At 72.6% G+C, this 12,687-nt stretch carries 11 protein-coding genes and 1 pseudogene; 8 read left to right on the top strand and 4 right to left on the bottom strand.

Annotation, left to right across the window (positions count from 1 at the left end):
• Window positions 1-237: 237 nt before the first annotated feature.
• Window positions 238-1,568: pseudogene (locus Athai_RS31255) on the top strand (acetyl-CoA carboxylase biotin carboxylase subunit).
• Between the two features lie 29 nt (window positions 1,569-1,597).
• The gene (locus Athai_RS31250) at window positions 1,598-2,512 is read left to right on the top strand and encodes a hydroxymethylglutaryl-CoA lyase (protein WP_203964806.1); all 915 of its coding nucleotides are present in this window, start codon (window positions 1,598-1,600) and stop codon (window positions 2,510-2,512) included.
• 37 nt (window positions 2,513-2,549) lie between these two features.
• Here the strand turns inward: Athai_RS31250 and Athai_RS31245 are convergent, their stop codons facing one another.
• Window positions 2,550-3,392 (bottom strand): LLM class flavin-dependent oxidoreductase, encoded by an 843-nt coding sequence (locus tag Athai_RS31245; protein WP_203964805.1) that lies wholly within the window; start codon window positions 3,390-3,392, stop codon window positions 2,550-2,552.
• Window positions 3,393-3,549: 157 nt separating this feature from the next.
• Window positions 3,550-4,368 (bottom strand): hypothetical protein, encoded by an 819-nt coding sequence (locus Athai_RS31240; RefSeq protein ID WP_203964804.1) that lies wholly within the window; start codon window positions 4,366-4,368, stop codon window positions 3,550-3,552.
• An 82-nt stretch (window positions 4,369-4,450) separates the two neighbouring features.
• On the opposite strand from Athai_RS31240, the gene Athai_RS31235 reads away from it, so the two are divergent.
• The 5 genes from Athai_RS31235 to Athai_RS31215 all read left to right on the top strand — a co-directional run bounded on the left by Athai_RS31235 (window position 4,451) and on the right by Athai_RS31215 (window position 10,288).
• Complete coding sequence (locus Athai_RS31235; RefSeq protein ID WP_203964803.1) at window positions 4,451-4,909, top strand: hypothetical protein; 459 nt, start codon at window positions 4,451-4,453, stop codon at window positions 4,907-4,909.
• Between the two features lie 180 nt (window positions 4,910-5,089).
• Window positions 5,090-6,298: a chaplin family protein gene (locus Athai_RS31230; RefSeq protein WP_203964802.1), complete on the top strand. Its 1,209-nt coding sequence runs from the start codon at window positions 5,090-5,092 to the stop codon at window positions 6,296-6,298.
• Window positions 6,299-6,577: 279 nt separating this feature from the next.
• Entirely contained in the window at window positions 6,578-8,107 is a 1,530-nt protein-coding gene (locus Athai_RS31225) for an acyl-CoA carboxylase subunit beta (RefSeq protein WP_203966525.1), read from the top strand.
• Between the two features lie 56 nt (window positions 8,108-8,163).
• Window positions 8,164-9,312: an acyl-CoA dehydrogenase family protein gene (locus Athai_RS31220; protein WP_203964801.1), complete on the top strand. Its 1,149-nt coding sequence runs from the start codon at window positions 8,164-8,166 to the stop codon at window positions 9,310-9,312.
• Between the two features lie 214 nt (window positions 9,313-9,526).
• A complete protein-coding gene (locus Athai_RS31215) occupies window positions 9,527-10,288 on the top strand; it encodes a D-Ala-D-Ala carboxypeptidase family metallohydrolase (RefSeq protein ID WP_203964800.1) in 762 nt (253 codons plus the stop codon).
• A gap of 110 nt (window positions 10,289-10,398) precedes the next feature.
• Here the strand turns inward: Athai_RS31215 and Athai_RS31210 are convergent, their stop codons facing one another.
• Together Athai_RS31210 and Athai_RS31205 are read right to left on the bottom strand one after the other, a co-directional pair.
• Window positions 10,399-11,031 (bottom strand): DUF6518 family protein, encoded by a 633-nt coding sequence (locus tag Athai_RS31210; RefSeq protein WP_239157284.1) that lies wholly within the window; start codon window positions 11,029-11,031, stop codon window positions 10,399-10,401.
• Window positions 11,032-11,092: 61 nt separating this feature from the next.
• Window positions 11,093-11,632 carry a YbhB/YbcL family Raf kinase inhibitor-like protein gene (locus Athai_RS31205; protein ID WP_203964799.1) on the bottom strand — a complete coding sequence of 180 codons (540 nt, stop codon included), beginning with the start codon at window positions 11,630-11,632 and terminating at the stop codon, window positions 11,093-11,095.
• Window positions 11,633-11,779: 147 nt separating this feature from the next.
• Between Athai_RS31205 and Athai_RS31200 the strand changes: the two genes are divergently transcribed.
• Window positions 11,780-12,622 (top strand): acyl-CoA thioester hydrolase/BAAT C-terminal domain-containing protein, encoded by an 843-nt coding sequence (locus Athai_RS31200; protein ID WP_203964798.1) that lies wholly within the window; start codon window positions 11,780-11,782, stop codon window positions 12,620-12,622.
• Window positions 12,623-12,687: the final 65 nt, after the last annotated feature.

Raw genomic sequence — 12,687 nt, 5'->3', positions numbered from 1 at the left:
GATCGTCCGGGCCGGTAACGCCCGGGGCCAGGAAGTACGACATGCAGTTTCGTCGCTGCGCGTAGTTTCTCGCTGGTAACAAGCCCGTTTTGACCCGGATAGCGGCTTCGGTGCCGTTGTCCGGTTGGCCGAGCCTCCGATCCCGGCGAACGGCGCCGAGCGCGGGCCGCTCACCGCCCGGACGCCGGGGTACCCTAACGATCGTTCAAGCCGATACCGGGAACGGCAGGAGGGCACGTGATCGAGTCGCTGCTGATCGCCAACCGCGGGGAGATCGCGCGGCGGATCATCCGCACCGCGCGCCGGCTCGGGGTGCGCACCATTGCGGTGCACTCCGAGCTGGACGCCGACCTGCCCTTCGTGGCCGACGCCGACGAGTCCGTCGACATCGGCGCGCCGCAGGCGTACCGCAACGTCGAGGCGGTCCTCGACGCCGCGCGGAAGACGAACGCCGCCGCGATCCACCCCGGGTACGGCTTCCTGTCCGAGAACGCCGGCTTCGCCCGCGCCGTCGAGGACGCCGGGCTGATCTGGGTCGGCCCGACCGCCGACGCGATCCAGCAGATGGGCGACAAGATCAACGCGCGGAACCTGATGTCCGCGGCCGGCGTCCCCGTCTCGCCCGGTACCACCGCCCCGCTGGCCGGGGTGGACGCGGCGGTCGACGCCGCGACCGCGATCGGCTACCCGGTGATGGTGAAGGCGGCGGCGGGCGGCGGCGGGATGGGCATGGCCGCCGCGGCCGACGAGACCGAGCTGCGCGGCCAGTACGCGAAGATCACCGCGTTCGCGGAGCGGATGTTCGGCGACGGCAGCGTGCTGATCGAGCGGTACTTCCCCGGGTGCGGCACATCGAGGTGCAGATCCTCGGCCTGGCCGACGGCCGGGTCGTCGCGCTCGGCGAGCGCGAGTGCTCGGTGCAGCGGCGCAACCAGAAGGTCGCCGAGGAGGCGCCGTCCCCGGCCGTGTCGCCGGAGCTGCGGGCCCGGCTGCTGGGCGCCGCGCAGCTGGCCGGTGAGACCGTCGGCTACCGCAACGCGGGTACCGTCGAATGCCTGCTGGACCCCGACTCCGGCGACTTCTTCTTCCTGGAGATGAACACCCGGCTGCAGGTCGAGCACCCGATCACCGAGGCGACGCTGGGCATCGACCTGGTCGAGGCGCAGCTGCGGATCGCGTCCGGCGAGGACCCCGGCTTCGACCCGGCCGCGCTGGCGATCACCGGGCACGCGCTGGAACTTCGGGTCAACGCGGAGGACCCGAAGCGGTTCCTGCCCGGCCCGGGGCCGGTGCGCACCTGGACCGAGCCGACCGGCGAGGGGGTACGCGTCGATTCCGGCTATGCCGCCGGCACCACCGTGACCCCGGCGTACGACTCGCTGCTGGCCAAGCTGATCGTGTCCGGCCCGGACCGCGACGCGGTGCTCGCGCGCGCCCGCGAGGCGGTCGCCGGGTTCCGGATCGAGGGGCCCAAGAACAACCTGCCGTTCTTCGCCGAACTGCTGGACAACGCCGAGTTCGTCGCCGGGGAGTACGACACCGGCATCATCGGCAGGATGCGCAGCTGACCACGACGGTCCACGAAGGAGGAAGCGGGATGACCGAGCTGCCGGCGCGGGTGTCGATCCGGGAGGTCGGCCCGCGAGACGGGCTGCAGAACGAGGACCCGGTACCGACCGAAGCCAAGATCCGGCTGCTAAATGCGTTGCCGCGCACCGGGATCCGCCGGATCGAGGCGGTCAGCTTCGTGCATCCCAGGGCGATCCCGCAGATGGCCGACGCGGACGAGGTGTGGTCGGGCAGCAAGCACGACCCGGCGGTCCGCTACTCGGCACTGGTACCGAACTCGCGCGGCGCGCGGCGCGCGCTTTCCGCCGGGTTCACCGACATCGAGGTCGTCGTGTCGGCCAGCGACACCCACAACCGGAAGAACGTGAACCGGTCCACCGACGAGTCGCTCGCCGACATCGCCGAGCTGATCACGTTGCTGCACAACGAGAACGCCCGGGTCGAGGTGATCGTCGCGACCAGCTTCGGCTGCCCGTACGAGGGGGACGTCGCGCCGGCCCGGGTCGCGTCCATCGTGGACAGGGTGGTCGCCGACGGCGCGGATCGGGTCGCGTTCGGCGACACCACCGGGATGGCCACGCCGCGCCGGGTCACCGACCTGGTCACCGCGGTCCGGGACCGGCAGCCCGACATCCCGATGCTGCTGCACTTCCACAACACCAGGGGCACCGGCCTGGCGAACATCCTGACCGCGATGGAACTGGGCGTCACCGAGTTCGACGCGAGCGTCGGTGGCCTCGGCGGCTGCCCGTACGCGCCGGGCGCCACCGGCAACGTGGCGACCGAGGAGGTCGTCCACATGCTGACCGACATGGGCATCGAGACCGGCATCGACCTGGACGCGCTGGTCGAGGTCGCCGCGATGGCGCAGGACATCGTCGGCCGCGAGCTGCCGTCCGGCGTGCTGCGGGCCGGCCCCCGCTACCGCACCATCCCCGCCTGAGCCGGCGCGGGCGGCGCCCGATTCGGGGTGCCGGGAGTCAGGGGGAGTCGGGTGGGCCGGCGAGGATGCGGGCCCAGGCCTCCCGGACGCCGCCGCGCCACCAGCCCATCGCCTCCACCCACCAGGTCAGCCCGCCCCGCACGTACGGCCTGATCGTCTCGGTGGCGGTCGCCGGCTCGGTGCGGCCCTCCAGCGCGATGTCGAAGCCCTGCATGCCGCTTCGCCGGGTGGCGATCAGGTCGCGGATCTCGCCCAGCGTGCCGGCCGGCATGATCGTGCCGCGCCCGTAGTCGGTGTGCGTGGGCAGCACGCCGTCCCAGGCGGCGGCGCGGCGGAAGCCGGCGGTGGCGGGCCAGCGGCCGGCGCACCAGATCGGTGGGCGGGGCTGCTGCACCGGGGTGGGGCGCATGCTGACCTGCTCGACCGGTACCGGGTCGCCGCGGCTGACGGCCTCGCCGGCCCACAGGTCGGCCAGTACGGACAGCGAAGCGTCCAGCCGCCGGGCCCGGGCCCGCAGCGACGCGTTCTCCCCGAACGCCGCGTACTCCCGGTCCATCGAGCCGAGGCCGGCGCCGAAGATGGTCCGGCCGCCGGACAGCACGTCCAGGGTGGCGATCTCGCGCGCGACCACCTGCACCCGGCGCCGGGGCAGCGCGGTCATCAGCGGCGCCAGCCGGATCCGCTGGGTACGTGCGGCGATCGCGGACAGCACCACGATCGAGTTCGCGACCGGCCAGTCCGGCTGGTGGTAGAGCACGTGGTCCCAGACGAACACGCCGTGCCAGCCACTCTCCTCGGCCGCGACGGCCAGTTCCAGCAGTGTGCGCGGGTCGCCGAACTCGCCGACGTTCGGCAGCCCGACCGCGTACGAGACACCCATGCTCACCTCCTGCCCAACCGGGGCCTTCCAGCACCATCCCCGTTCCCGGGGGCGGTGGCAACGTGCAGTGCGGTACCGCACTGGCATCCGTTCATTGCGGAGCGTTCGATTTTTTCTGGATCTCGGCGTGACCCCGATCGACGGTTCTCGTTGAGTTCTACAGATCGTGCCGCGACTTGCACAATCGGTTGCGAACACGCTGCTTTTCCGGCATGATCTCTACCGGGACGAAGGCCATAAAAGCCATGAAAGGTGCTGCGTAGATGAGCGATCGGACGCGAGGCGGAGAGCGCGACCAGCGCTGCTCGGCACCCGCGACCGCGCGCCGCTCCCGCGCCCTTCGGTACGGCCTGCGGGCCCTCGTCCTCGCCGGTGCCGCTGGTGCCGCCTGGTTCCTGGGTAGCCAGGTCGCCAGCGCGTCGCCCGCGCACGACGACAGCGCCGCGGCGTCGAGCTGCCAGGCCGGTCTGCTCCCGGCCACCACGCACGCCGTCGGTTCGACGCTGCACAGCCTGACCGCAGGCGACAACCAGACTTCCGGCGGCACCGCCGCCGGAGAAGAGACGTGCGACCGGCACGCTGCCGGTTCGCACCACGGGAACGCCACGCGCACCGCACAGGTCGCCAACTCCACGTGCTCGGCGGGTTCCGCCCGGCACGGTGCGGCTGCGCCGACGAACCCGCAGGCCGGCCCGGCCTGCACCCGGCCGAACCGTCCGTCGACGGACTCGGCCACCACCCCGGGCGGCACACCAGCCGCCGGGGCATCCGGACCGGCGCCGCTCGGCCAGCTGGCCGACGCGACCCGTCCCGTGCTCGGACCGGTGGCGGACGCGACACGTCCGGTGACCGGGCCGGTGACGACCGCGGTGGGACCGATCGCCGGTGGGCTCAACCAGAGCCCGGTGATCGGCGCACTGGCGGACGTCACCCGACCCGTCACCTCGACCGTCGCAGCCACCACCCGGCCCGTCACGGACACCCTGACCGGCCCACTCGTCTCTGCCACGCGCCCGGTGACCGGCCTGTTGGGCGCCGTCGTGCATCCGCTCCCAGGGATGACCGACGGCGTTGCGACCCCGGTGACAGGCGTGCTGACGGGTGGTGTCGGTCCGCTGTCCGGATTCGGCGTGCCGACTCTCGCGGCGCCGCACCAGGCGTCGTGGCTGGGTCGGCACCTGCCCGCCGGCGGGCTCGCCCGACCGGCCGTACCGGCGTCGCGCTGCGCGTCGCACCCGTTCGCGACCTGGACGGGTACCGAAGCGGACAGCGCCGGCTTCCGGTCCCTCGGTGTCGACGACTCGACACCGGGAGCCCCCGCACCGGCACCACTCGGTACGGGGATCACCAACGGAGGATCCGCCGTCTCGGCGGCCTCCCACGCGCACGGCGGTGCCTTCGCGCCGACCGGGCCGTACGCCGCGATCGGAAACCAGGCCCTGCGGGTCGGGCCGGCCGCGGCACCGATCGGGTTGCCTCGCCTTTCCGAGGCCGACCCGGTCGTCTCACCAGACTGAGCGGGAACGACACCCGCCGAGCTTTTCCAGCAAGGCAACGGTTCGCTCGTCACAGCACTGTGCCGCTCGTGAAAGCGACCATCCCGCTCAATTCAGTAATTGATTGTTCGATGTTGGGTGCACGCTGCCCGACGGTAATTCCTGTTGCATTCATCCACGAAATTCGGAAGGCATTTCCTCATGAAGACATGGGTTCGTCGTACCGCCCGGGTCGGGATCCTCTCCGCGGGTTTCCTGCTGGCCGGCGCCAGCATGGCCCACGCCAGCAACGCCGTCTCCGCCGGTAACTCCGGGATCGCGAACGGCACCCAGGTGGTCGCCCCCGTGCAGGTTCCCGCGAACGTGGCCGGCAACGGGGTCGGCGTCGCCGGCGTCGGGCTGGGCGTGAACGGCAGCAGCACCTCGGTCGCGGACCGCGCCGAGAGCACCAACCTGGTTTCCGCCGACAACAAGGGCATCGGGAACGGCACGCAGGCCGACATCCCGGTCCAGGTGCCGGCGAACGTGGCCGGTAACGGGGTCGGCGTGGCCGGCGTCGGCATCGGCGTGAACGGCTCCAGCACCGCGGTGGCGCACCGCGCCGAGTCGGCGCAGGAGAGCACCGACATGGTGTCGGCCGGCAACATGGGCATCGGCAACGGCACCCAGGTGAACGTGCCGATCCAGGTGCCGCTGAACGTGTGCGGCAACGGCGTGGGCGTGCTGGGCGCCGGGATCGGCGTCTCCGGCGACTGCACCAGCGTCGCCGCCGCGCAGGAGTCGGCGTACGCGTCGCCGGAGAGCACCAACATGGGCTCGGTGGGCAACGCCGGGATCCTGAACGGCACCCAGATCTACGCGCCGATCCAGGTTCCGGTCAACGTCTGCGGCAACGGCGTGGGCGTGCTCGGCCTGGGCGCGGGCGTGTCCGGCGACTGCACCTCGGTCGCGCACCGTACCGAGTCGGCGCAGGAGAGCACCGACATGGTGTCGGCCGCCAACAAGGGCATCCTGAACGGCACCCAGCTGAACGCGCCGATCCAGGTTCCGGTGAACGTGTGCGGCAACGGCGTGGGCGTGCTGGGTGCCGGGATCGGCATCTCCGGCAACTGCGGCGCGGCCGCGGTGTCGCACAGCGAGGACGGCCACCACGGCGGCTACCACTCGATGGCGTCGTCCACCGAGGGCGCCGAGGCCGCGAAGCCGGCCAAGACCGCGAACACGCTGCCCGCGATGGCCGCGTCGCACGGCACCGACATGGTCTCCGCCGGTAACTCCGGGATCGCGAACGGCACCCAGGTGCACGCGCCGATCCAGGTTCCGGTGAACGTGGCCGGCAACGGCGTCGGCGTGCTCGGCGTCGGCGTGGGCGTCAACGGCAGCTCGACCGCGGTCGCCGCCCAGCACTGATTCTCTGAAGCCCGGCCCCGACCCAGGTCGGGGCCGGGTCCCGAACGTACCGGGGTAGCCCCCAACCGACCCCGTCTCACATAACTGCACATGCCGCTGATGTCACTCACGGCACTGCCTCGACGGGTCCTCGCCACGGTGCGGGGGCCCGTCGTCGTGCGGAGGTCCTGTCGCGCTCCCGTCCGGCGGTACGGATGGTGCCGGGACGCCGACTGAGCTACCCTAACGATCGTTCAGCTACGTACACGTAGGTGTGATCGATCGGAGGCGCCGGTGTCGATGCCGGAGGATCCAGCTGCCGAGCTGGCGCGGCTGCGCAAGCGGATCGCCGCGGGCGGCGCCGAGAAGTACCACGAGGCGAACCGGGCACGCGGCAAGCTGTTCGCCCGGGAACGGGTGGCGCTGCTGGTCGACCCGGGCAGCTTCGTCGAGGACGGGATGCTCGCCAACGCCCGGGCCGAGGGGTTGCCGGCGGACGGCGTGCTCACCGGCCGGGCCACCGTCGACGGCCGCCCGGTGCGACTGATGGCGAACGACTCCACGGTCAAGGCCGGCTCTTGGGGCGCCCGCACCGTGGAGAAGATCATCCGGGTCATCGAGCGGGCATACGCCGAACGGGTGCCGATGATCTACCTGGTCGACTCGGCCGGGGCCCGGATCACCGACCAGGTCGAGCTGTTCCCCGGGCGCCGCGGCGCCGGCCGGATCTTCCACGAGCAGGTGCGCGCGTCCGGCTCGATCCCGCAGATCTGCGCGCTGTTCGGGCCGAGCGCCGCCGGCGGGGCGTACATCCCGGCGTTCTGCGACGTGGTCGTGATGGTCGAGGGCAACGCCTCGATGTACCTGGGCTCCGACCGGATGGTCGAGATGGTCACCGGCGAGCAGACCACGCTGGAGGCCATGGGCGGCGCGGCCGTGCACTGCAAGGAGTCCGGCGTCGGGCACTTCCTCGTCAAGGACGAACCGGCCGCGCTGCAGGTGGTCCGCGGCTACCTGAGCTACCTGCCGTCGAACTGGCGGCAGCAGCCGCCGACCGCCGAGCCGGTCGCCGCACCGGACGTCGACCTGGCCAAGCTGGTCCCGGCGTCCGAGCGGCAGGCGTTCGACATGCGCCGGTACGTCAAGGGGTTGCTGGACGCCGGCTCGTTCTTCGAGATCCAGGCGCTGTGGGCGCGCGAGGTGACGATCGGCTTCGGCCGGCTGGACGGCCGGGTGGTCGGCGTCGTCGCGAACAACTCGATGTTCAAGGGCGGGGTGCTGTTCATCGACTCCGCGGACAAGGCGACCCGGTTCATCGAGCTGTGCGACGCGTTCAACGTGCCGCTGCTGTTCCTGTCCGACGTGCCCGGCTTCATGGTCGGTACCGCGGTGGAGAAGGCCGGCATCATCCGGCACGGCGCCAAGATGATCAGCGCGGTGGCCCGGGCGACGGTGCCGAAGATGTGCGTGGTGGTGCGCAAGGCGTACGGCGCGGGCCTCTACGCGATGGCCGGCCCCGGCTTCGAACCGGACGCGACGATCGCGCTGCCCACCGCGAAGATCGCGGTGATGGGTGCGGACGCGGCCGTCAACGCGGTGTACGCGCGGAAGATCGCCGCGCTGCCGGAGGCCGAGCGGGCCGACTTCGTCGCCGCCAAGCGGGCCGAGTACGAGGCGGACATCGACGTGCTGCGGCTGGCCGGTGAGCTGGTGGTGGACACCGTCGTCGAGCCGGACGAGCTGCGCGCCGAGCTGATCGCCCGGTACGCCGCGGCTGCCGGCAAGGGCCGCGACTTCGCCGACCGCCGGCACGGCGTCACCCCGGTCTGACCCCGGCCCGCCGACCGGCGGGTGGGGCCGAAACGCACCCACAAGGAGCGTCCACGATGGAATTTCGGCTCAGCGAGGAGCAGGCGGCGCTCCGCGAATCGGTCCGTGACTTCGCCACCGAGGTGGTCGCGCCGGTGATCGGCGACTGCTACGAGCGCGAGGAGTTCCCCTATCCGGTGGTGAAGCGGATGGGGGAGATGGGCCTGTTCGGCCTGCCCTTCCCGGAGGAGTACGGCGGGATGGGCGGCGACTACTTCGCGCTGTGCCTGGCGCTGGAGGAGCTGGCCCGGGTCGACTCGTCGGTGGCGATCACCCTGGAGGCCGGCGTCTCCCTTGGTGCGATGCCGATCTTCCGCTTCGGTACCGAGGAGCAGAAGCGCCGATGGCTGCCGCGGCTGTGCCGGGGCGAGGCGCTCGCCGGGTTCGGGCTCACCGAGCCGGGCGGCGGTTCGGACGCCGGGGCCACCAGGACCCGGGCCGAGCTGGACGGCGACACCTGGGTCATCAACGGCAGCAAGTCGTTCATCACCAACTCCGGTACCGACATCACCGACTTCGTCACGGTCACCGCCGTCACCGGCCGGAAGGCCGACGGCCGGCCCGAGATCTCGTCGATCCTGGTCCCCAGCGGTACTCCCGGGTTCACCGTCGGCCCGAAGTACTCCAAGGTCGGCTGGTGCGCCTCGGACACCCACGAACTGTCCTTCGTGGACTGTCGGGTGCCGGCGGCGAACCTGGTCGGCGAGCGGGGCCGCGGGTACGCGCAGTTCCTGCGGATCCTCGACGAGGGCCGGATCGCGATCGCGGCGCTGTCGGTCGGCCTGGCCCAGGGCTGCGTGGACGAGTCCGTCGCCTACGCCAAGCAGCGTTCCGCGTTCGGCCACGAGATCGGTGACTACCAGGCGATCCAGTTCAAGATCGCGGACATGAAGCTGCGCGCGCACACCGCCCGGCTGGCCTACTACGACGCCGCGGCCCGGATGCTCGCCGGCGAGGAGTTCAAGACCGAGGCGGCGATCGCCAAGCTCTACGCGTCCGAGTCCGCGGTCACCAACGCGCGCGAGGCGACCCAGATCCACGGCGGGTACGGGTTCATGAACGAGTTCCCGGTCGCCCGGATGTGGCGGGACGCCAAGATCCTGGAGATCGGTGAGGGCACGAGCGAGGTGCAGCGGCTGCTGATCGCCCGCGACCTCGGCCTCTGATCCCGCGGTGGCCGCCGGCTCCGCGGTGGTGCTGGCTTGGCGCGGTGGCCGCCGGCTCCGCGGTGGCCCTGGCTTCGCGGTGGCCGCCGGCCCGCGGTGGTGCTGGCTTCGCGTGGTCTCGGTTGCGCGGGATCTCCCTAGACCTGCTGGCGCCGGTTCTACGCCATACGCCACGATTCCGTCATCATTCGCTCTTCTCGCGCAAGGAGTGACCATGACGGACAGATCCCCGTTCGCACCATCCCGCCGGCGACTGCTGCGTACCGCGGCCGCCGGCGTGCTGGCCGTCGGCGCCGGTGCCGTGGCCGGACCGCTGCTCGCCGCGCCGGCCCAGGCGTACCCGTGGGGCGGCACGCTGCGCCAGGGCGCCTCCGGTACGGCCGTGCGGGAACTGCAGATCCGGGTCGCCGGCTGGGCCGCGTCGTCCGCCGCGAAGGTCTACATCGCGGTGGACGGGCAGTTCGGCCCGGCCACCTTCGGTGCGGTGGAACGGTTCCAGCGCGCGTACGGGCTGGCCGTCGACGGCGTCGTCGGCCCGAACACCCAGGCCAAGCTGAACGCGCTGGCCAAGGGCGACGGCTCCACCGCGCACTTCGCCTGGAGCGAGATGTGGGACAGCTACACGTCGAGCTTCGCCGGTGGTGCGGTCAGCGCCGCGAGCGCGCAGGAGAACGTCCGGCGGACCATGTACAAGCTGGAGGCGCTGCGGGTCAAGATCGGCAACCTGCCGATCCACATCAACTCCGGCTTCCGCAACAAGCAGCACAACGCCGATGTCGGCGGCATCGTGGGCAGCATGCACACCTACGGCGCGGCGGCCGACATGTACGTGGCCGGCCTCGCCAACCGGGTCATCTACCAGCACGCCGAGACCTGCGGCTTCTCCGGGCTGGAGCGGTACACCATCGACCACCAGCACGTGGACAGCCAGGCCGAGTTCGGCCGCAGCTGGTGGTGGGAGTCCGGCGTCATCTGACCCGCTCCGGTGTCGGGCCGGTCCGCCATCGCGGGCCGGTCAGCCGGCGGCCTCCCGGGCGGTCCGCGACCTCGGCCGGTCCGCACCCCGGCCGCGGCGCCGCGGGCCGGTCAGCCGGTGGCCAGGTCGGCGGCGAGGTAGGCCGCCGCGCCGAGCGCGGCGATCGGAACCAGCACGGCCAGCGCCACCAGGCGTTGTCGTGCCGATCGGCCCAGCAGCAGCACCAGTGCCAGGCCGAGCACGGTCAGCATCGTGCCGGTCGGCACGTGCCCGGCGCGGAACTCGCGGCCGGCCTCGGCGACGAACACGGCGCCCAGCAGCGCCACCGCGACCGTCGCCGGCCACCACCGGTCCGCCCGCCACGCGGCGCCGGCCGGCCCGAACACCAGACCGGCCAGCACGGCCGCGGCCAACCAGACCACGGTGGCCGGCGACCACAGGTTGGCCAGGTCGTCGCCGAGCACCAGGGTCGCCGCGACGTAGTACCCCTCGACCGCGACCAGCAGCAGCACGATGCCGGCCGGTACCGCCCGGGTCGGGCCGCCCCGCACCCAGGCGCCCAGGGCGAACGCGGCGGCGGCCCACACCGCCGGCGAGTTCGCCAGGTTCGCCCACGGGTACGGCAGCAGCAGCTGTCCGGCCAGGTCGACGGCGCCGAGCAGCAGGCCGGCCAGCGCCGCCACCAGCAGGGTGCCGGCGCGGCCACGGACCCGGTTCGGCGTCGTCGCGGTCGAAGCGGTCACGCCGCCATCGTCCCGGCGACGCCCGCCGGCCGCATCCGGGGAAACCCCCGGGTCGTGCCCATCAGCCCCGGTTCTCGTAGCTGGCGGTCAGCAGCGCCCGGCCCAGCGTGTGACCGAACATGTTGAACCCCACGTACGCGGGTGGCGCCCCGTCGTCCGGCCCGAGCGTCGGCACGTCGAGCGCGTGCACCGCGAAGATGTACCGGTGCGGGCCGTGTCCCGGCGGCGGTGCGGCGCCGCCGAACGCCGACTGGCCGTAGTCGTTGCGGCCGTGCTTGGCGCCCGCTGGCAGGCCGGTGAAGTCGCCGGAACCGGCGCCGGTGGGTAGCTCGGTCACGTCGGCCGGGATGTCGAACAGCACCCAGTGCCAGAATCCGGAGCCGGTCGGCGCGTCCGGGTCGAAGCAGGTCACCGCGTAGCTGCGGGTACCCGCCGGGGCGCCGGTCCAGGACAGCTGGGGCGAGACGCTGCCCGCCGCGTCCTCGACGTGCGCCTGCGGCAACACCTGGCCGTCCGCGATGTCCGTGCTGGACACCGAGAACGACGGCACCGGCGGCAGGAAGTCGTACGGCACCGGCGGCCGCGGTCGGCTCGTCGTCATGCCGCCTCCTCTCGGGATCGTCGTCTGTGCAGGGCGCGGCCGGCGGGTGCGCCGGCCGCCACGCCAGAACCTACGCCCGAAGTGCCGGACGGGTACCGGATACGTCCGGCCCGGCCGCTGGGATGATCGAGGGGGAGGTGGGATGCGATGCCGACCGAACAGGCGCTGCCCGGCGAACTCTCCGGGGTGCTGTGGCTGCCGGACGAGCCGCCGCGGGCAGCGATGCTGGTGGTGGCCGGTTCCAGCGGCCGGCTCGATGCGCAGCGGGCCCGGGTGTTCGCCGAACACGGCGCGGTCGCCGCGTCGATTCGCTGGTTCGGCGGTCCCGGCCAGCCGCCCGGCATCTGCGAGGTACCGCTGGAGACGTTCACCGCCGCCCTCGACGCGCTGTGCCGGTACGAGCCGGCGAGGCTCGGCATGATGGGTGTGTCGAAGGGTGCCGAGGCGACGCTGCTGACCGCGGTCCGGGACGACCGGCTCGATCTCGCCGTCGGGGTCTCGCCGACCTCGGTGGTGTGGGCGAACGTCGGTCCGGGCCGCGACGGGGTGACGAAGCCGTACCGGTCGTCCTGGACCTGGCGCGGCGAGCCGCTGCCGTTCGTGCCGTACGACGACTCCGGGCCGGACCCGGAGTCACCGGTGGCGTGCCGCCCGATGTACGAGCGGAGCATCGCCGCCCACCCGGCCGAGGCGGCGGCCGCCGCCATCCCGGTGGAGCGGATCCGCGGCGAGATCGTGCTGCTGGCTGGCGCCGACGACGAGATGTGGCAGTCCACCGAGTTCGCCCACCAGCTCGCGGCGCGGCGCCGGGCGGCCGGCGGCCGGATCACCGTGCTCGACTCGGACACCGCGGGACACCGCCCGTACCTGCCCGGCGAGCCGGAACCGGCGCCGTCGGAGACCTTCCGGTACGGCGGGGATCCGGCGGCCGACGCGGCGCTCGGCGCCCGCGCCCTCCCGCACCTGCTCGCCGCCCTCAACCTCCGCTGACCCCACGACCACCCCCGCCCCCGCCAGCGTGGTTGATCATGGCGTTATCCGGTTCGGTAAGCGGG

The organism is Actinocatenispora thailandica (assembly GCF_016865425.1).
Taxonomy (GTDB): domain Bacteria; phylum Actinomycetota; class Actinomycetes; order Mycobacteriales; family Micromonosporaceae; genus Actinocatenispora; species Actinocatenispora thailandica.
The sequence above is the reverse complement of the archived record's forward strand: the minus strand, read 5'-3'. Positions and strand labels throughout refer to the sequence as shown.